The 21,949-nt window shown below is 44.2% G+C and carries 12 protein-coding genes; all 12 read right to left on the bottom strand.

The genetic code is table 11. The features are described from left to right. Positions 1 to 25 precede the first annotated feature (25 nt). The 12 genes from FK220_RS11300 to FK220_RS11245 all read right to left on the bottom strand — a co-directional run bounded on the left by FK220_RS11300 (position 26) and on the right by FK220_RS11245 (position 21,933). On the bottom strand, positions 26 to 514 hold the full coding sequence (locus FK220_RS11300; RefSeq protein WP_152574437.1) for a hypothetical protein: 489 nt from the start codon (positions 512 to 514) through the stop codon (positions 26 to 28). A 120-nt stretch (positions 515 to 634) separates the two neighbouring features. Continuing rightward, the gene (locus FK220_RS11295) at positions 635 to 2,281 is read right to left on the bottom strand and encodes a patatin-like phospholipase family protein (protein ID WP_166204885.1); all 1,647 of its coding nucleotides are present in this window, start codon (positions 2,279 to 2,281) and stop codon (positions 635 to 637) included. 119 nt (positions 2,282 to 2,400) lie between these two features. Beyond that, complete coding sequence (locus FK220_RS11290; RefSeq protein WP_152574435.1) at positions 2,401 to 3,432, bottom strand: hypothetical protein; 1,032 nt, start codon at positions 3,430 to 3,432, stop codon at positions 2,401 to 2,403. Next, the gene (locus FK220_RS11285) at positions 3,408 to 3,857 is read right to left on the bottom strand and encodes a hypothetical protein (protein ID WP_152574434.1); all 450 of its coding nucleotides are present in this window, start codon (positions 3,855 to 3,857) and stop codon (positions 3,408 to 3,410) included. Before FK220_RS11285 ends, FK220_RS11290 begins: the two co-directional genes overlap by 25 nt. A gap of 371 nt (positions 3,858 to 4,228) precedes the next feature. Then, entirely contained in the window at positions 4,229 to 4,891 is a 663-nt protein-coding gene (locus FK220_RS11280) for an ABC transporter ATP-binding protein (protein WP_152574433.1), read from the bottom strand. A gap of 49 nt (positions 4,892 to 4,940) precedes the next feature. Next, positions 4,941 to 7,349: an ABC transporter permease gene (locus FK220_RS11275; RefSeq protein ID WP_152574432.1), complete on the bottom strand. Its 2,409-nt coding sequence runs from the start codon at positions 7,347 to 7,349 to the stop codon at positions 4,941 to 4,943. 28 nt (positions 7,350 to 7,377) lie between these two features. Further along, positions 7,378 to 9,735, bottom strand: coding sequence for an ABC transporter permease (locus FK220_RS11270; RefSeq protein ID WP_152574431.1), 2,358 nt, complete (start codon positions 9,733 to 9,735; stop codon positions 7,378 to 7,380). Between the two features lie 117 nt (positions 9,736 to 9,852). Next, complete coding sequence (locus FK220_RS11265) at positions 9,853 to 12,249, bottom strand: ABC transporter permease (RefSeq protein WP_152574430.1); 2,397 nt, start codon at positions 12,247 to 12,249, stop codon at positions 9,853 to 9,855. Positions 12,250 to 12,276: 27 nt separating this feature from the next. Continuing rightward, positions 12,277 to 14,586 (bottom strand): ABC transporter permease, encoded by a 2,310-nt coding sequence (locus FK220_RS11260; RefSeq protein WP_152574429.1) that lies wholly within the window; start codon positions 14,584 to 14,586, stop codon positions 12,277 to 12,279. An 11-nt stretch (positions 14,587 to 14,597) separates the two neighbouring features. Then, complete coding sequence (locus FK220_RS11255) at positions 14,598 to 17,027, bottom strand: ABC transporter permease (protein WP_152574428.1); 2,430 nt, start codon at positions 17,025 to 17,027, stop codon at positions 14,598 to 14,600. A gap of 40 nt (positions 17,028 to 17,067) precedes the next feature. Further along, positions 17,068 to 19,500 (bottom strand): ABC transporter permease, encoded by a 2,433-nt coding sequence (locus FK220_RS11250; RefSeq protein ID WP_152574427.1) that lies wholly within the window; start codon positions 19,498 to 19,500, stop codon positions 17,068 to 17,070. Positions 19,501 to 19,533: 33 nt separating this feature from the next. After that, positions 19,534 to 21,933: an ABC transporter permease gene (locus FK220_RS11245; RefSeq protein WP_152574426.1), complete on the bottom strand. Its 2,400-nt coding sequence runs from the start codon at positions 21,931 to 21,933 to the stop codon at positions 19,534 to 19,536. Between the last annotated feature and the right edge of the window lie 16 nt (positions 21,934 to 21,949).

Raw genomic sequence — 21,949 nt, 5'->3', positions numbered from 1 at the left:
TACCACCTCAGTCACAAATGGTTCCTTACAGCTTGCTTCGAATGCGACCCTCGTAGCTGTTGATAGCCCCGTTTGTTTCGGCTATTTTCATGATGGCCTTACGACCCAAACCTGCCGTAATGGAAATGGAAACGGGTTTCCCTTGAAGCACCGTATTGAAATAGGCATTGACCGTATGGTTCTCTTTGTCCTGTATGGCCCGATATTTGGAAATTTTCAGCAACTCCGTAATGGGAGTATCCTTATCCTTGGTGCGTTCCAACTGAAATTCCAGCGCCTCACCGGCATCGCCATTGACGATGAGAATCCCCCATGAAAATTTTGAGGCTCCAAAAGGGGTTACCCTGTTCTCGGTGCCAATGCTGAATTTTGCCTGCATCAATGCCGAGACTATACCTTCGTACTGTCGTATTTTTTTTTGCTCCCTTTTGGATTTTTTGTCACCGGCTCCCTGCGCGTTGACGGTGAAGCCGATTAAAGCGATAAGAAATACTAAAATGTAATTTTTCTTCATTGGCCCAAATTCCTTTGCTTCGTGACGTTTGATTTCTAAATATACATTTTTTTGATATGGTATTTACAATCCACTGCCATTGAACGTAAGGAACATCGACTACTGCATTCTTGTAGAAATTTAATGGAACATCATAAAGGGGTCTTTATTAAATGCTTTCCAGTCTGTTTCCAGCAATTCGTACATAGCTTCGATTTCATCGGTTGTAATGTTCTCCTTCTTTAATTTCAAGATATAGTCCATTAAATTATAGCAGGTAGTGAACTGACCACAAGCAATCAAGGTATCCATGCGGTCAACGCTTCTATCGGTTTGATCCCACCATAAGGTGGTCGGGGTTTCCGAAGCAGTGAGGCCCACATTTTTCAGCAACGTACTAGGCGCAGGTTTAATAGCCTCATTGACCTTAAAATCGTGATAAGGCGTACTTTGGCCATTCAATTCATAAACCCTGGAAGTAATAATCTTATTTTGTAGTTCCTTGGTTTGATACAGCAGGTCATAGTTGAGGCGACGAATTTGCTTCAAAAAAATATCGTTGATCATTTTAATACCGGATGTTATGCGATCCGTGAGCATTCGCTTTATAAGTCCGATGTCCAATTTTTGGAAGGTAAGCACGTCGTCTAGAAGCACTTCCGGAACATTCTTTTTAAACAGCGAACGAAGCCAGCCCACACCAAAGGTTTTGACCACCGATGCTATCAGGCCAAAAATGAGCAGTGTCAGGCCTATTCCCGTAATGATACTTCCTACGATATAGAGTGCAGGCCATACCTGGTTCTTTATGATTCCCATTGAATTTAGAACCAAGAGCAAAACACCCGTCAAAAGAATGATCCAGTACAACGGTTTGACCCCAAAGTGACTTAAAAAACTTAGAACGGCATTCTTCAATGTTTTCTTTGGTTGGAGTCCGGTGGTATCGGGTTTCCAAGGGTCCATTTTAAAGCTACCGACGTCATTTACAATGATTAGGTTAAGGCGACCCTTCATTTTTGACTGTCGGCTGATGTTGATCATACTGCCAATACCTTGGTTGTCGGCGATACCCCCGTCCATAATCCCGACACCATCAATAAATCGGTCTAGGCTTTTCAAGGCCCTGTAGGAAGGTGATTTATGATCTTTGAAGTAATCATCGGGAAATACCAAGGGCTCAAAACCCAAAGGGAAACAGGAAGAAGAAGCAATAATATCCCCTAGTGGTATGTGGTACTTCAATTGGTTTATTTGTGTATTGTTTAGCGGTTTGTTTCCAAATCTTCCCGTATTCTGAAACCGGAAGGCCAATCCGAACGAGAAATCGGTGGCATTGAAACAAACGTGTTTCAGGTTGGTGTGCTCGGGATTATCGAATATTTTGAAATCACCCTCGAAAAGCGGCATACTCGCATAGGTAAGGGCAAACGCATTGATCAAGGAGCGTTTCTTATGCGGGTGGGCCTTCCAGACCACATCGTCTTCGAGCTTGCTGATGGCCGTTTCGAGGAGCACGTCGTTATCAGGTTCAAAGGCTTCGTAAAACTCCTTATAGAATTTGGGAAAATCGAAATCTTCGGATTGTGCTGCCTTTGCATAGGCGACCCCCAACAGCGTACCGCCGCTCACCGTGCTTATCGCTTCTACTTTGGTGAGCAGCGACTCGTTCATATATTGGATACGATGAAGGTAGCTAACTACCCCCAATGAGTAAAAAGTGGCACGGTAGCCCCCGCCGCTAAAGCAAAGACCAATACTGTTGAATGGGATGAAATCTTCGGTCATACTATCAAGTTTTGGGTTAGGGATTAACACTGAAAAACCAAGTGACAAAAACGGTCGACCCATTGGGTGATTCCTTTGCTAGGTTATTTATAAGGGACTTTCCTCTTCTCGAATATTCATTATTCAGTTTTGGCTTCACTTAAGTTCCATTTGATTCCTGGTTTAAAGGCGTAATCGTTACTGCCGTCCAGGCGGGTACTGTCTCGCCCTACGGATGCATATATCGAAATGTTTGGCATCAGGTAGGCTTCAATATAGGCGCCAAAACCAATTTCATTGGCTAATTCATCATATACCAGCTCCCCGGTAAGAATTATTTTTTTTCCAAAATGACGCACCGCCAAACCGCCGATGACCCCATTACTGTCGTCAATAGGATTTTTTTCATATCGGTACATCAACATTCCGTTGAGGCTCATTTGTGATTTCCCAAAATCGTACTGACCTGCGAACCACGCCTGATGTCGGTACGTAAGAATACTATCCAGCTGAAAAGATCGGTTCACTGCCCTGCCAGCCATCGCATAACCAAAAGATAGGGATCCTCCTTTTGCATGCCTATATCGGGCTTTGGCTCGTTCATAGGCCTTTTTCAAAGAAGGGTTTTTAATGATACGGTCCTGGGATTGACCCGGCATGGGTACCGGTATGGACTCGGAAAGCGCATCGTCTATATCCTTTGATAATAACAGGTCGTACTGCAGGTCTTTTGAATCGAACAGGGTAACCCTTACACCTCCGGAAAAGAGAAGGTCATCCGGAAAATCCTGGGAAGATACAGTCGCCAGCGAAACTTGTGTATTGGCCAACATTCTTTTGCCGGGATTATCCCTGTACTCATTCAAACTTTTGAGTCGACCTCCAAAAACAAAATAGGGATTAAAGTCTACCGCGAGACCAGGATTTACCCCTTGACTGCCGATGAAGTTAGACGCTAGGTTCACTACCACTTCTTGGGCCGCGTTGCCTCGCATTACAGTGGTAGGGTTCGCATCCAGAACCGAAAAAGCCGGACTTTCGGGAACATTGTAGTCGAGTTTAAAGTGGTATGCTTCCCTCTCTATGTCCCCGCCCCCATCGTCCTGACCATGGGAAACCAAAATGATTATCAAGAAAGCAATAAGCGTTATGGGTTTTCCGTAAGAAGCCATAGTTCCGAGTGTCTAGAGTTGGTTTGAATCTTGTGTTTGAAGATTACCTCATTGCCAAAGAGACGATGTTCGCCACTGCTGCAATAGGGTACCTTTCTGTTGGAAGCTTTGGTCCAAATCTTCTTATCATCTTGATAAATACTTACTAGGAACGTTCCTCTATTGGCTCCATCGATTTGGGCACAGCTTTGAATATTCCAAGCAAGAACATCGTTTTCCAATTTCCCTGGTTTTTCCAATAGAAAGTGTTCATCGACCCCATCATCTTCCGTAACAAGTTTAAAAGATTCCTTTTGCTCCCATTCATCCGCCGGTTTTTCCCATAAGACAAAAAGGGAAGCGGATTTAATTCCATTGTTAACGGATAGTTGTACTTGCAGTGGTCCACCTTCGGGATCGATCATGCAGTAGCCTGGGTTTGCCATTTCCAATTGGTTTTGTGGTTGCTATTATACGGGGGACATCTGTTCGTACTAATAATCGTTGTTCAAATACCGAATCTTATCAAGATATAAATGCTTTGAAATCCCTTTTCGGGGATATTGCTAAAAACGATTTAAACAACGCAGGGGGAAGCTAAAAAATGTGGAGTCCTCGATTAGGATAGTCAAAAGTTACAAAAAATACTTTTGCTATTAAAAAAGTAGGAGAAGTTATTTGAATAGATAGACATACCCTTACTTAAATAGGTGAATTTTAACCCTAGGTATTTCCCGGCTTCGATGTGGCTTCCCAATCCTATTGAAAGATAGGGAGGGGATTTTTTAAAACGTAGGTAGTAACTACTTGGCCCGTTCTAGACCTTACGTCCATCCAACAACTGAATGATTCGGGAACCGTATTCCGCATTCTTCTCGGAATGGGTCACTTGAATGATGGTGACGCCCTCGTTATTTAATTGCTTGAAAAGTTCCATGATATCCTGTCCTTGTTTGGAATTTAAGTTTCCAGTGGGCTCGTCGGCCAGTATCAATTTGGGTTTGCTGATCAAGGCCCTGGCCACTCCCACCAGCTGTTGTTGTCCCCCACTAAGCTGGGTCGGAAACAGGTCTTTTTTGCCAACGATATTGAAACGATCTAACATATCGGCCACCATCGCCTTGCGTTCAGATCCCTTTATTTTTTTGTAGAGCAACGGCATTTCCAGGTTCTCGTACACCGTTAGTTCATCGATCAAATGATAGGCCTGAAACACGAAACCGATATACTGCTTATACAGTTCGGCCCGATGCTTCTCCCTGAGAGTGTGTACCGATTCATCCATGAAGTGATATTCTCCCTCATTAAAACCATCAAGCATGCCGATAACGTTTAACAGAGTAGACTTCCCAGAACCTGAAGGGCCCATGACCGAGATAAACTCTCCCTCCGCTACTTTCAGGTTGATATCCTTTAGAAGGAAAACACGCTGGCCCCCTTGCTGTACCCATTTAAAAATGTTGTTTAGTTCTAGTAACATAGTTTGTTCTTATTGAATTTGTTGGTTTTGTGTTATCGGTTTCTTTCCTTCATTCGGTCCTTAGGCTTTTGACCGGGTTTTGCAAGGCCGCTTTGATTGTTTTAGTACTGACCGTAAAGATAGCGATGACGACCACCATAATCCCGGCAGCTAGAAAGAACCCAGGATGTAACTCGATACGATAGGCATAGTTTTCAAGCCATTCTTGCAAGAACCACCAAGAAATCGGAGCGGCGATACCAAGGGATAGTAGTAGTAGTCTTAAAAAATCCTTGGTAAGCATAAAGGTAATCGAGGATACGCTGGCGCCGATGACCTTTCGAATACCAATTTCCTTCACACGCTGTGAAACTATGAGCATCGACATTGCAAAAAGACCGATACAGCTCAATAGGATGGCCAACACCGATCCGCTCGCAATCAGTTTGGCGGTGGCCTGCTCCCTACGGAAGGTGCGATCTACATTTTCATCGAGGAACGAACCCAAAAAGTCTGCATTGGGTTCGATTTTCCCCCAGACCTCCTTAACATGCTCGTAGGAGTCCGCCATGTTCACCGGGGCTACTTTTACGTATGCATAGGCAAGTTCCAGATCTCGGCTCATAAAAAAGGTCAACGGCGCAATCGCGCGGTCAAGATCCTGAAAATGATAATCTTTCACCACACCAAGGACAGGCGACTTCAAATCACCATTGATCTGCAGGTATGCCGACATGGGGTCTTGTTCACGTAGTTCCTTTACCATAGCTTCATTGATCAATATACCCGTGCTGTCGGCAGGGCTTTTAAAACTTCGGCCCATGGCCATGTCAAGCCCCAAGGTTTCTACATAATCATGGTCGACCACCAAAAAGTTGGTACCTACCGTGCGCCCCTTGTACTCGAAACCGATGGCACTCGAATATTGATTGCCATCCCTACCGCGTCCTAGGTTGTTGTCAGCCCCCGTGACGCCCAGGATATCGGGGTTTCCCTTTAGTTCTTGTTTCAGAAGCTCCAAAACGGCATAACTACCTCTTTTCCCGTTCAGGGGAAATGAAATGACTTGCTCTTTTTCATATCCCAGATCCTTGTTCCGCATGTAATCTATCTGGCCGAGCAATACCAAGGTACTGGTAATTAATAACATTGCGATACCAAATTGGACGACCATCAAGGTATTCCTGACCCAGTTGGCCCCATTCGCCTGCAAGGTCCCCTTGAGGGATTGTACCGTACCGAAACGACTTAACAGGAATGCCGGATATCCCCCTACGATCAGGCTAATGATCAATACCAAAAGCCCCCCTATCACGATGAACTGTGGAGAACTTAATTGGTCATAGGTCGCCCCCGTACGGAACATACTTTTAAAGGGATCTACCAACAAGGCGCTTAGGAGTATCCCGAGGGCCATCGCCACCAGAAATAGCAATAGGCTTTCTCCCCAAAATTGAAAAAATAGCTGTTTTCCTCTGGCGCCCAAGGTTTTTCGCATGCCTATTTCCTTGAGGCGTTTTGCACTCCTTGCCATGCTCATATTTATATAGTTGACACCCGCGATAAACAAAATCAGCAAGGCCACGCTTAAAATCAGATAGGGGTTGCTTCTACTGACCTCTGCGAACCCTTTTCGGAAGCTAGTGAAACGTACATCACGCAGTGGTAGTAGTTCAACCTGACGATATTTTTCATCCGCATCAGGCTGGGCGCCGTCCCGTTTTGCGTTTTCAATGGCTTCGTTGTAATGCAGATCGATGAAGGCATGGCTATTCGATTCAAACCGTTCCGCAGATACTGAATTTGCCAACATGGCAAACACTTCGTGGTATTGGGCCTGCCAACTATCTTTTGTCGAAGCATATTCCGGGTTGTTTTCAAAACGTAGGGCCATGTCAAAGTCAAAAGTGCTGTTTCGAGGGGTGTCTTTCATCACGGCCGCTACGGTAAAAGGCCGTTCTTCCCCGTTGATTAAAAGCCGTAAGCTTTTCCCTACAATATCGGTGTCACCAAAAAGGGTTTTTGCGGCTTCATTGGAAATGACCACCGATCCCAATTCATTTAAGGGGGTTGATTGGTCGCCCTCGATAATAGGAAACGTAAACATGGTGAAAAAATCGGGATCTACCCAAGCGATATCAAGATTGATTTCCTTTTCGATGTAGATGGCCAGGGCATTATCATGAAGGACTCTTGTAATATGGTCGACCCCGGGCACTTCCGTTTTCAGACTTTCCGCAAAAGGGGTGGGCTGGCTGGTACCCGCCTCGGGCCCATCGGGTGTCTGTTGTACGTTATAGACCTGAAATACTCGGTCTTTGTGCTCATGGAAATTATCATACGACAATTCAAAAAAGGCGGCCATTGACAGGAGTATGGCGACCGCAAAAGCCACGGACAAACCGAGTATATTGATGCTTGAGTAGGTCTTATCTTTCCATAGATTCCGCCAAGCGATTTTAAGATAGTTTTTTAGCATGATGACTTTTTTACTTTGATATACAGGACTATTCCTCTCTCAAGGCGTTCACGGGGTTTCGATTCGCTGCCCGTATCGCCTGGCTACCTACCGAAAGCATTGCTATTATCAAAGCTACCATACCTGCTACCGTAAAATACCAAAGCCTTAAAGGAATGCGATATGCAAAACCTGAAAGCCAGTCATTCGATAAGAAATAGGCTATGGGCAATGCAATTAGAATAGCCAATACAACAAGTTTAGCAAACTCTTTGGAGAGCATCAGTGTTACCTGTGCGACGCTTTGCCCCAACACTTTTCGGATACTGATTTCTTTTCTTCTTCTTTCCGATGTAAAGATCGCCAAGCCAAAAAGCCCCAGACATGAGATCAGAATGGCCATACCTGCAAAATACTTGGACAAGGCAGATACTCGGTTCTCGCCCTCATAAAGTCTTTGAAAATCCTCATCCAAAAACCGGTATTCAAAAGGGAAACCCGGATTGTAGCTTTCGTAGAAAGCCGCAACACTGCCAATGGTTTCGTTGAGGTCTTCTTTCTCGAGTTTTGCCATTACGGTATGCAGACGATCTGGTTGTAAGAAGATAAAAGTCGGCGCTAAAGGGTCACGAAGCGATTGCAAGTGAAAATTTTGAACCACTCCTATAATTTCTTTGTCCTCACCCCATAATCGTACTGTTGATCCCACTGGATGCTGCAATCCCATTAATTCAATGGCAGCCTCATTGAAAATAATTTTTGTACTGTCGGCACTATATTCCCTCGAAAAAGTTCTTCCTTCTATCATTTTCATGTCCAAAACCTCCAATAGGTTGTAATCAGCGACCAAATATCGCATGCCCAGCTCAACGCCTTCTTCCTTTCCACTCCAATGTAAATCGGATGTACGTCCGTTTCCTCCAAAGATTCCAGAGGAGGCGCTTGCGGCTTCCTTAACGCCAGGAATGTTCTTGACCTCCGAAAGAAATGTCTCTACATTCGTTTTTAGTTTGCCGTCCATAGCAAAATAAATTACATTTTCCCTGTCAAATCCCTGGTTCTTGCTTTGTATCAGCTCCAATTGTTGGTAAATTACCAGCACACCTATTATTAAAATAATAGATAAGGTAAATTGAAATACCACCAAACCCTTTCTAATCATAAACTCCCCGACACCGGTTTTAAGCTTTCCGGTCAAGGCATTTACAATCTTGAATCTAGAGATATAGAATGCTGGATAGATTCCTGCAATAAAACCGGTTAGCAGTGTGATGATTGTGCCAAATAGGATTATTTCCCAATTTATCGGAAGCGTCATCTCTTTGCCCGTAATCCGATTAAATGCCGGAAGTAAGAAGATTGTTAAGAATATGGCTGCAGCGAGCGACAAAGCCACCAAAAGCGTAGATTCGATAAGAAATTGCATCACCAAAGACCTTCTTTTAATGCCGAGCGCCTTTCTGACCCCCACTTCCTTCATCCGCAAGGAAGCCCTAGCTGTTGAAAGATTGACAAAATTGATACAGGCAATCACTAAAATGAAAAAGCCGATCAGCGCAAATAATTTCACATAATCAATACGTCCCCCTGTTTGAACCCCATTTTCGTATGTACCATATAGATACCGTTCGGAGTAAGGTCTTGCGAATAAGGTTGTTGTTTCATCTCCCTCGTGTATTTCCAAAACATTTTCAATCTTTTTGTTGAAAGCAGTGAGCTCGGTTTCCGGTTTAAGCAGCAAGAAAGTATTTGCAAAAGAAAAGCTCCAATCTTCATAAAAGAACGGATAATGTTCAAAAAGCAGGTCAAAGGGCAATACAAAATCGAATTGCATCGTCGACGCGGTGGGAACATTTTCGAAAACCCCGGATACCTGAAAGATGTGTGATGTGTTGAATGTTACGGATTGTCCCAGAGACTGTTCAACCGAACCAAATAATTTTGCGGCAAGTTTCTTTGAAATTACAATGTTTCCCGCACCCGAAAGAACCTCGGTTTTGGCACCATGTAGTAAATGAAAGCTAAAGATCTGGAAAAACTCCCTATCCGCATACAGCCCCTGACCATTAATGGAATTATCACCATAGGACAATGTACTTTTCTGTACTGCATCGACCGTCCTCACTGCTTCTTCAATTTCTGGAAAATCATCTTTTAGGACAGGAGCCAGTAAGGTGGAGTTATTGAAAATCACATTGATTTGGTCGCCTGAATTATGCCGCAACATGGTCTGAACAAGCCGATGGTCGTTTTCATGAAATTTATCGACTTTCAACTCATCACTTATCCATAAATATACGAGTAATACACAGCTTAGGCCGGTAGCTAAACCCACAAAATTGATTAAAAAGGTACGTCTCGATTTTTGAACCCTTCTTAAAAATAAAACCATTCTTCGTTTTAACATAATCGTTGTTTTTCGATGTTCCGCTAAAAGGGTACGCTGTTTTGTTTCATAATCATTCCATTTTCATTGGTGATGGAAAAAGTTTCATACTAAATGATTGTATTTTACCGCGGTTAATTATTCAGTTCTTAAACTTTTAATGGGGTTTATTACCGCTGCCTTGAAAGCCTGAAAACTTACCGTCAATAGGGTAATCACCAATGCACCCAGTATCGCGATGGCGAATATCCACCAGCTAATCGCTATTCGATAGGAATATTCCTGAACCCACTCGTTCATATAGTGATACCCAAGGGGAACGGCAATACAGCTTGATAGGGCTACTAAAAGGATAAAATCCTTAGATAACATTTTCCATAGTCCCAAGACCGAGGCACCCAGCACCTTTCGTATTCCAATTTCCTTGGAACGCTGCTCCGCGACAAAGGCCGAAAGACCAAAAATTCCCAAACAGCTGATTAAAATGGCCAATAAGGAAAAGAAACTGGCCAGTTTTGCCATTCGCTCCTCGTTAATAAAATTCCGGGCATACTCCTCGTCAAAAAACGTATAGGTGAAGAGACTTTCCGGATCATACTTTTGTAATACGGATTCAATATGGGCCAGCGCATCCTTGGTGTTACTGTCGTTCCCAATTTTGATGTTTATGAAATTCAGAAAATCGCCGTAATGAAGTGTGAAAAGCATGGGGCGCACTTCATCGTAAGGTGATTGGGTGACCATATCCTTTATAACCCCGATAATTTTGAAATTACCTATATCGCCCCATTGTACGTATTCGCCGACGGGATTTTCGAGCCCCATATATTTTACGGCCGTTTCATTGACGATAAAGGCAAGGGAATCGCTTTTGAACTCCTTGGAGAAATTCCGCCCCTCCTTAATTTCCCAGTCAATCATTTCCCCATATCCATGGGTCGCCCGTAGCGTATTGAATTGCTCACTCATATTGGGGTCTTTTCCCTTCCAGTCGAACCCACCATTGGTGGTAAAGGTACCGGTCACCAAGACATCCGATGCAGCCACTTCGGCGATATCACTTGATTCTAAAAGTTCGTCACGCAAGGTATCAAAATGGGTTATAAGCCCAGAAGTAGTGATGGGGACGTATAATAATTGCTCCCGGTCATATCCCACAGGCCTTTCCTTTACATATTCGATTTGACTGAATATCGTAATGGTACCGATAATCAACACGATCGAGATGGAAAACTGAAAAACTACAAGCCCCTTTCTCAAACGCGAGGCCCCCTGTCCCCTATTAAACGTACCCTTTAATACCTTGGCAGGCTCGAAGGAAGACAAGTAAAAGGCTGGGTAGCTTCCTGAGATGATTGCGGTCGTCAGAACGAAACAAACACACACTACCCAAAAGAGGGGGGTACTCCATGGAATAACAAGTGCTTTTCCGGTAAGTTCGTTGAAGAATGGTCGGGCTAACAGAACTAGGACAAACGATATCGCAAATGCCATGGTGACCAGTAGTAAGGCTTCACTCAAAAATTGGGTAATCAATTGTCCTTTGACCGACCCGATTGTCTTACGAATACCTACCTCTTTAGCACGTTTGACCGATTTGGCCGTACTCAGGTTCATGAAGTTGATACAGGCCAACAAAAGAATAAATACGCCGATAATACCGAATAGCCAAACACGTTCTATAAGCCCCCCGGTATTGACGCCGTTTTCAAACTTCGAATACAAGTGCCATTTCTCCATAGGATGAAGGTGTATCACGGGCTTCGTCCTGATACTGGAAGGGTCGTCCCCATTTTTAATGTTGTTGTATTTTACGTCTTTTATCAAGTTCGAGACAGTGCTAAAATCGGCTCCGTCCTCTAACTGCACATAGGTTTGGAACCAATTATTGCCCCATCCTACCCTTTCCTCAAAATTGGCAGTGATCTTCAATAATTCCCAAGGTGCAATAAAGGTGAGATTGCCGAATTCCGAATTCTCCGGAATATCCTCATAGATTCCCGCTACCTGGGTTTCCATGGTTGTGCCGATCTTCACGACCTTTCCCATGGGGTCCGCATTTCCGAATAACGTATTTGCCGTGGTTTCCGATAGCAAAATTGAACCGGGATCATTTAGGGCATCGCGCCTGCCCTGCATCATTTTTAGCGAAAGCATTTCGGTAATGCCGGGCTCCATGAAATTGCCGGTACGGGATACCTTTTTCTTTCCCACGGTCAAAAGCATTGCATTCGTGAACGAACCGGTAACCACCTGTTTAAAATAATCACCATAGGTGTCTCTTAGTACCGGAGCCAGCTGCATCGGTTGAAACGTGTTTGTACTGATTTCCCCTCCAAAGGTCTGGCTTTGCATAACCTGGGCAATACGGTCGTAGTTTTCGAATTCCTTGTTAAACGACAATTCGCTAACGACCCACATCCCAATAAGTAGGGCGGCGGCCATTCCTATGGCAAGTCCTCCTATATTCAGTATGGACTCGCCTTTTTTTTCCAACATATTTCGCCAAGCAGCTTTTAAATAAGTTTTGAACATGATGCTGTTTTTTTGAATGATGAATAATTACTCTTCCCTTAGGGCGTTTACAGGATTGGCGACCGCGGCACGAAAACTTTGCCAGCTAACGGTCAACAAAGCGATGGTCAAAGCCGTCAGCCCTGCCAAGACGAATATCCACCAACTGATGGTTGTCCGATACGCAAAACCTTCCAGCCATTTTCCCATAGCATACCATGAAATGGGCACGGCAATGGTAAATGCCAAGGCCACCCACTTGATAAAATCTTTACTTAAGAGTGCTAGAATCTGGGTAATCGAGGCACCGTTTACCTTACGAATTCCGATTTCCTTGTAGCGTTGCTGAATATAAAAGGTCGACATGGCCAAAATGCCGATAAACGAAATGATGAATGACAAAAGGGTAAAATAGCCGATGATTTTTCCGGTTTTGACCTCTTTTACGTACCATTGGTCAATCGTATCATCTACAAATCGTATATCAAAAGGCAGGTTGTCGATAAGTCGAGTGTAAGTGGTCTTCACCTGGTTCAAGGTGGCCAACTGATTGTTCCCTTTAATTTTTAGGAACATTTTACTCGCATAAGCACTGTCATTTTGTTGACGAATGACCAATGGTCCGATGTTTTGACGTAGTTCCTTGAAATTGAAATCGTTGACAACACCGATAATCGGCTCGTCTCGCTCATACATTTTGAAAGAAGCAGGAGCAGATTCAAAACCAAGTGAATTTAAGGCAGTTTGATTAAAGTAGACGCCTTCCTTGGAATAGGCCACATCGGTTGGACTTATTTTGATGTCGAACATTGAAAAGAAAGCCGAATCGACCCGTATTTCCTGAAAGCTCTGGGGTTTTTCCTTATAAACAAAAGATTGGTTGCTTCCACCATCTAAGGGGCTTCCCCAAACCAGGGATACTTGCTCGACCCCGGGAATCTTCATCAACTCGGCCTTCACGGCTGTTTTTTTCTGTGTCCCTGCCAGATAGGGCGCCCAAACAATATTCTCTTTTTTGAATCCTAAATCCTTTTCGGTCAGAAAATATGTCTGTTTTACAATGATCCAGCTGCATGCCAATAAGGCGATTGTTACCGTATACTGAAAGGTGATAAAAGCCTTTCCATAGACACCTTTCACTTTTTTACGAAAAGTGCCTTTTACGACTTCGATCGGTTTAAAACTGGTAATGCGCAATGCCGGTACCAGTCCGGAAAGGAAACCAATACCTATAAAAACACCACTAAATAAAACAAGGTTCCCGAGAGTAAGCTGTGCATTGAGATGCAATTTGGTTTCCAGTAAGGAATTAAAAACAGGCTCGACCAGTTTTGCAAACAGAAGCGAAAGGGAAACGGCAATGAGACATAGGATAATGGATTCTTTAATGAACTGAAGGAACAGCTGTTTCTTGGAACCGCCCAGCAGCTTCTTGATGGCCACTTCCCTACCCCGGAAAGTCGACTGCGCTATGGTAAGATTTACGTAGTTGCCTATGGCAAGAAAAAGGATAAGTAAAACGATTACCGACAAGACCACTACCAAGGTTCTGCTATTGCTTTTAGTACCGGGGCCTACTTTGTCACTGAAATAGATTTCTTTCAGGGGGGTGAAGTACAGGGTATTCGCATAGCCTTCCTGGTACAACCAGAAATCCTTTTTAAAGGATTTTAAGACTTCGGAAGTCTTCGCCCTAAGGTCCGCATTCGGCTTCTCTAGGAAGTAAATGCTCATCGAACAAAAACCGATATCGGTCAGAAAGCCTTCGTACTCAAAAATATCGACCATATTTTGAATATTGATAATGGCATCCTGTTGCTTTAAATGCGTATTCTCGGGAAAATCCTCCATGACGCCCGAGACGGTAAACTTCAAACGGGTATCGATAGTGACTTCCTTACCTACCGGATCTTCCGTTCCGAACAATCGTAATGCAAGCGATTTTGATAATACGATCTGGTCTTTGGTCGCCAAAACTTTAGAGGGGTCTCCCTTGATCAATGGATACGAGAAGACCTCAAAGAAAGAGTTGTCTACCGCCAAGTAGCCCATATTAAAATTTTGATTTGCCTTAGGGGTTATAATCCCCTGATATTCGTAGGTTCGTACAAAATCCTGGATTTCAGCGTAGGTATCCCTAAGGTTCACGGCTATAGGTCCGGAAAAGTCGGTATCGGCACTTTCTATGCGATAGATGCGGTCTTTGTTTTTGTGAAAATCATCGACCGAGAGTTCATTTTTAATATAGACGCTCAGTAGCAAGACAAAAGTGAGCGATATAGCGAAGCCCACCACCGTCACCAAGGTGTACAACTTGTTTTTGATAAGATGTCTTAGATAGGCTTTTAGCGAAATCATGGTTTGCGTTTTTATTCGGTTCGTAAAGTTTTGGCAGGATTTGTCATAGCCGCCCGATAGGATTGGGTGAAGATCATCAAGAAACTCACTACCAACACCAAAAGGATTCCCGAAGCGATATATCCAGGGTGTACACTAACATGGGAAGCGAAGGATTCTAGCCAGGTTTTATTGAGATTATAGGCCAACGGGATGGCAATTACAACCGCAATGAACAATAACCTAATAAAGCCTTTTGATAGCAGATAGATGATTTGGGGAACCCCGGAGCCCAACACCTTTCGAACTCCTATTTCCTTCACCTTTGTTTTTGCGTTGTATGCCGCCATACCAAGAAGCCCCAAGCATGAGATAAAAACGGCCAAGAACGACAGCAATCCAATTACATAGAGCACATCGGTCAGTAGCGTATGTATGAACAACAATTCGTCATCCAAAAACTTGTATACGAATTTGGTGTTCGGATTGACCTGTTGCCAACTTTCTTCAAGTGCGGTAATTGTTTTTGATTGATTGCGGGCATCAATCTTTATGGCAGCAAAAGCAAATTGGTCGGCTCTATTTCGCAATATGAGACTTTCAATGGGCCTATCCGGTGTCAGAAAATTAAAGTCCCTGACCACTCCGTGCACCTCTACCGTTTGGTTTTCCAAAAGGATTTTTTTGCCAATAGCGTCTTCGTTGGATATAAATTGGAAGTTTTCAACGGCAAGTTCATTGAGCAGGACATAATTTTTGTTATTGCCTTTGGGCAAATTTTCTCCCTCCAGAATTTCCAATTCAAAAACGGTTACCGCCTTATGATCGATATCGATGTAGTTTATCTGTATACTATCGTTCGGATTGTCTTGAACCATCGCAATAGCACCCATGCTAATACCTCCTGCAGGTAGTATGGAGGTTGCGCCCACCTCTTTTACAGCGGCAATGTTGCTGCTAGTTTGTGCAAATCTATCATAGTTATCGGACTTGTATAGCTTCACCGTAACAATGTTCTGGGTGTCAAAACCGTAGTCGAAATTGAGCAAATGCCTGGCTTGGGCATGAAGTAATAGTACTGAAATCGTAAATACCAATGCCACGACGAATTGGACGACCATGAGCACCTTATGTGCCCCGACACCTTTGAATAAACGTACTCCCCTGAATCTATGGAATAGGCTTATCGGTTTTATAGCCGAGATATAAATTGCCGGCAGCGTGCCCGCAATGAGTCCGACCACAATACTAAAAACAATAAAAATCCCGATAAGCGGTAGGTTTTGTCGAAAGGAAATATCCAAAAAACTATTGAGCCAAAGTCCTGAGAAGGCATTCTGAAGCGCCCACAATATGGCATACGAGAAAATCAGCGCTATCAGGGAAATAAACACCGCCTCTACAATAAATTGGGTAAATATCTGGCCCCTACCGGCACCGGCCACCTTTCTAACCCCTACTTCCTTGAATCTATTCAAAGCCTGTGCAACGGAAAGGTTGGTATAATTCAAGCAAGCCGATAACATAACGACCAAACATAGGATGGTAAGAATCAACAAAACCATTTTTGGCATCGATACATGGGTGGTATTTCCAATAAAACCACTTGGTGTAATTTCCTTGAGCGATATTGCCTTGAAAGCGAATTTATCGGTTGTTTTGCCTTCATATTGTTCCCCTGAAATTTGGTCGAGCGCTTTTTGCAGCGCTACTTTTTGTTGGCCCTCTTTAAGCAATATATAGGTGTAGTTGGTCCATACATTGGCCCAGTCATTATCTTGAAAGGAAAAGAGCCCTGCGTTTCTTAGGGACAACATCGTACGCTGGGAAGCCAAAAATGTAAAGGGCAAATGTGTCTTCCCGGGATTGGGTGCGAGTACCCCGGTAATCGTAAAATTACCGTAGTCGGTCTCAAAATTACCTTCCTCTACCCCAATCGCCAATATGCCCTTGTCATGGAACGTTACCACTTTACCCAATGCAGGCTCGTCCGGAAACAATAGTTGCTTTGTTTCTGTCGTAATAACAAGGGAATATGGCTGGTCCAATGCCGTATTGGAATTACCCTCCACAAAGGTGAAATCGAGAATATCGAAAATAGCGCTTTCCGTGAAGTATCCCCCTCCCGTGGCATAACGATCTTGGTAGATCAAATCCCCTCCTATCTGCTTATTGAGTCCTACCGCGGTCTCGACAATGGGGTATTCTTCCCGTAATTTTCGGGCCAGTGGTAGGGCCGAGCTCGCAGTTTCCATACCATTTGAGTCATAGCGGGTGGTATGTACCCTATAAATCCGGTCTTTGTTCGCATGATACTGGTCGAAGCTGTACTGATCGGCAATAATCAATATAATTAATAGACAAACGGACATGCTTACCGCCAAACCCAGGATGTTGAGCAGACTAAAGGTTCTGTTTTTCGACAGGTTGCGCCACGCGATTTTTAGATAGTTTTTAAACATGGTTTTCGTTTTTTGATGATAGTCGGTATCAGTTCTTATTTCATTCAGTGCGCAGACTCTTCACTGGATTCACGATAGCGGCCTTGATGCTTTGATAGCTTACCGTGACTATAGAAATCAGTACCGCCAACAAGGCTGCCAGGACAAATACCCACCAAGCAATTTCAATTCGATAGGAAAAGTCTTCCAACCATTTGTTCATAGCATACCAACCTAATGGAAGTGCGATAAGCACTGCGATACCAACCAACTTCAAAAAATCGGTGGTGAGGCGATAGGTAATCTGTTCGGTACTGGCACCCAACACTTTTCGAATTCCTATTTCCTTGGTCCTTTTTTGGGCATTGAAGGCTGCAAGTCCGAAAAGACCCAAACAAGCGATTAAAATGGACAGCACGGTAAAGACTATAAAAATTTCGCCTAAGCGTTGTTCTGACCGGTAGGTGGTATTGAACGATTCATCCATAAACTGATAGTCAAACGGTTGCCCGGGTGCCAGTTTGCCCCATAAAGCCTGTATGGTAGCGATGGAATTGGAAAAATCCCCTGCTTTTAACTTAATGGCCATATTGCCGGTCGAGGAACGAAGAAAAAGACCTAAAGCTCCAATATCTTCCCTCAACGATTCAAAGTGAAAGTTTTTCACGACTCCGATAACTTCATAGAATTGGGGTCTATCAAGCTCGATATCCTGCGATATCTTCATCCCAATGGCCTCTTGGGCGTCTACTCCCAAAACCGGTAGGGTCGCCTCATTAATGATGACCGCAGTGGAATCGCCCGTATATTCCCTATTGAAGTTTCGACCGGCAACCAAATCCATGTTCAATGTCCCTAGATAGTCGTGATCAACATCCCATGTTTGTATCTGAATGGCATTTTCCTGGGTCATGGCCCCCTCCTTAAAGTAAGAGCTATTCGATCTTGCGGAGGGTGTCGGTAAAAAGCTACTGATGGTAGCGCTTTCTACTTGGGCCAATTTTAGGACTTCCTCCTTAAAGGCCTTTACTTGATTTCCTGCGGCAAAAGTATCGTTGATCAGAAGGACTTGATCTTTGGCGAAGCCGAGATCTTTGTTTTGAATATATTTCAATTGCTGAAAAACCACCATTGTGCTCACGATTAAAAAAACGGATATGGCAAATTGGAAGACGACCAGTCCGTTTCGAATCCTTCCTCCACCAACTTCGGACTGTCCGCCACCCTTTAGGGTCTTTACAGGCATGAACCGAGACATGAAAAAGGCGGGGTAACTGCCGGAGAAGAGCCCTAGTCCGAACGTGGTCACGACCATAATAACCCAGAAAATCGGGCTGGTGTAGGGCATGGAAATGGACTTCCCGGCCAGCTCATTGAAAAAAGGAAGCACAGCCATGGTCACGAGTAGCGCAAAAAGAAGGGAAATAAAGGAAATTAGGCCCGACTCGGTCAAGAACTGTCGAATCAACTCCCTTTTATTGGAACCCAAGGTTTTACGGACTCCCACCTCTTTGGCCCTTTTTAGCGAGTACGCAGTAGAAAGGTTCATGAAATTGACACTCGCCAGTACGATAAGGAACAAACCAATAAAGCAAAGAATATAGACGTTCTGTATGCTGCTATTCGCGCTCATCTCCGATTGACGGTTTGAATTCAAATGAATATCCGTGAGTGCCATAGTGTGATATCGCAGATAATTCCCTGAAGCCTCAAAGGACTCCTTGGTCATCCCCGGAAAAAATTCCTGGGCCCAAGGAAGCATATAGCGTTCCAACATTCCCTGTAAGAGTTCGTCAAAATCATCTATGTTGGCTAACGGGATCAGTTTGACGAACGTGAAGTAATTACTGCTACCCCAGTTGTCGGATCTTGAATCCGGGTAGCCTGCCATCGCCATAAAGACCGTATGGTCTCTCAGAAATGAATTTTTTGGTAAATCGTCGATGACCCCGGTTACGGTATAGGTGTCGGTGTTGTTTAAGATTATATTTTGTCCTAGGGCATTACGAATCCCAAAATGCTTTTCGGCCGCTGTTTTGGTAAGAACCAGCGTGTTGGGCTGTGTCAAGGCCGTCTTTGCATCACCGACGAGTAAGTCGATTCCAAAAAAGTCAAAAACCGTAGAATCGGCAAAGGTGACCCTAAGCTCTTTGGTATTCGCCTCGGTACCACTTTTTCTGAGCAGTAGACTTCCTCGATCTCGGAATCGTACCGTGGATTCTACCTGGGAAAAATCCCGTTGCATGGCAGCTGCCATGGGAGCGGCTGCCTCGGAGGCTTTCATTTCGGCCCCTCCAAACTTGATATCGGAATCGATTCTATAGATACGGTCGGCATCGGCGAACATCTTGTCAAAACTCAGTTCGTCGTAGATGTATAAGGCAATAAGAAGCGCCCCGGCCATACCTATGGCCAATCCGAAGGTGTTTAGGAAGGTAAAAAAAGGTTGTTTTTTTAGGCTTCTCCAAGCGATTTTTAGATGATTTTTAAACATGGCTCTCGTTTTTTGATGATACTTCTTACTTAGTTATTCGGTTCGTAGACTATTTACCGGGTTGGCATTGGCCGCTTTGATCGCCTGGAAACTCACGGTCAAAATGGTGATGGCAAGTGCTCCGATTACTGCCAAAACAAATATCCACCATTCGAGAATGACTCGATACGGATAATCCTGTAACCATCCGTTCATCACGTAGTAGGAAATCGGTATGGCAATAAAACAGGAGATAATCACCAATTTTAAAAAATCTTTAGAAAGCATGTTCCAGACGTTGAAAACCGAAGCTCCCAAAACCTTACGCACCCCTATCTCTTTCGTGCGCTGTTCGGCCACAAAGGATGTTAGCCCGAAAAGGCCCAGACAGCTGATGAGAATGGCAAGGGCCGTGAAAATGCCCGATAAAGTACCGATACGTTCTTCCGCGGCGAATTTTTCCCCATATTCATCGTCTACAAAGTCATATTGAAAGGGGATGTCGGGAAAATGTTCGGTAAAGACCCGCTCGATAGTTGCCAGATTCTGACTTGCACTTTGGTTCGGGTTCAATCGTAGGTTGTAAAAACTCGAGTTATTGAATCGATCATATACATATACCCCTTGTTTTACCGGTTCATAGGGTGACTGGGCGATCATGTCCTGTACCACCCCTATAATTTTGAGGGGTGGGCTCGGGTCTTCCTCGTCATCATCCTTTAAAAATTTGCCTATGGGATTGGCCATCCCTAGGTATTTCTTTGCGGTTTCATTGATGAGGACCCCTAGGGAATCGGAGGCAAACTCACGCGAAAAATCCCTTCCCTCAATAATTTTCAGATTCAGCGATTTGGCGTATTCCGGAGAAATCTCGGTCCACGCTAGATCTTCTTGAAAGCCCTCGGGCTTTCCCTCCCAGGTAAACCCGCCCCTGTTCGACCATATCCTGGTGGTAGGGCTGCTGGAAGTTGACATTTCTATGGCCGCTCCTGATGCTAAAAACTCATCTCGCATCAAGTCGTATTTTCCAAAAAAATCCTCGCTGAATGTCGGAATTTGAATTAAACCTTCCTTGTCATACCCTACAGGTCGGTTTTTGGCATGATTGATTTGTTGCATTACGATGACCGTGCCGATTATAAATGCTACGGACACGGTAAATTGGAGCACTACCAATATCTTTCTGGGCAACCCCGCATATTTTCCGGCCTTAAAGGTGCCTTTCAGCACATCGACCGGGCGAAAAGAGGAAAGGTACAATGCTGGATAACTGCCAGCCAATAGTGCCGTAAAAAGTACAAAAGCCAAGGAAACGACCCAGAACGTACCATTCGACCAAGGGAATGCAATCTCTTTTCTGGCCAAATCATTAAAGCCGTTCAAAGACAATAAAACGATTAGGATGGCGAGTACATATGCAAAAAGGACTACCAGGAAAGACTCACTTAAGAATTGATAAATCAGTTGCCGTCTTTGAGATCCGATCGACTTTCGGATGCCGACCTCCTTGGAACGCTTTTCGGAACGGGCCGTGCTCAGGTTCATAAAGTTGATACAGGCCAGAAGAAGTACAAAGGCTCCGATAATTCCAAAAAGCCAAACATACTTGATCCGTCCCCCCACCTGTTTTCCATTTTCAAAATTACCCCTTAGGTACCAGTCTTTCATGGGAAAGAGGAATATCTGGGGATTGAATTCAGCCGTGTCTTCGTTCAAATTCTTCTTTACATCCCTAATAGTAGCCGAAACCCGATCCATATTGGCATTGTCGGCAAGTTGTACAAACATCTGAAAGGAGTTATTTCCCCAGTTGTCTTCCGCTTCCTGCACCCACTCACGGTAGGCGACGTATTGGTCCCAGGGAATAAGGTACTCCGTATCGTTAAAAGAGTTGTTGAAGGGAATATCCCGATACACGGCCGTCACCATTAGGTCGTATTGATTACTGGCTTTAATGACCTTACCGATGGGGTCTTCTTTTCCGAAAAGGGCTTCCGCCGTAGACTCCGACAGCATGATGGAATTGATTTCCCGTAGACCGTCTTTTTCCCCTTTGATGATTTCCAGTTCCAATAATTCAGGGGCTTCCCGCTGCATATAGTTCCCGGGTCTGGAGAGACTCTTGTCCCCATATTTCAGGTAGAGGTCATTGGTCCACGACGCCATTACCAAATATTTGAAGTTATCCCCGTAACCTTCCCTTAATGCCTTTTCCAAAGGCCGTGGCAGTGCCTGGCCGGTACCGGTCTCACCATTGAAGGTCTGGGATTGGTACACTTGGGCAATTTTGTCCTTTTTCTTAAAATAGTTGTTGTATGCAAGCTCGTCATTCACCCAGAGCCCAATGATTAATGTAACGGCCATCCCCAAGGCGAGTCCACCAATATTGATGGCAGAATAACCCATATTTTTCTTGAGGTTCCGCCAGGCGATTTTTAGATAATTCTTAAACATGATTTTCGTTTTTTGA

It is taken from the genome of Pelagihabitans pacificus (genome assembly GCF_009371985.2).
GTDB classification, from domain to species: domain Bacteria; phylum Bacteroidota; class Bacteroidia; order Flavobacteriales; family Flavobacteriaceae; genus Pelagihabitans; species Pelagihabitans pacificus.
Note: the sequence above shows the minus strand (reverse complement) of the source record. Positions and strands in the feature narration are given on the sequence as shown.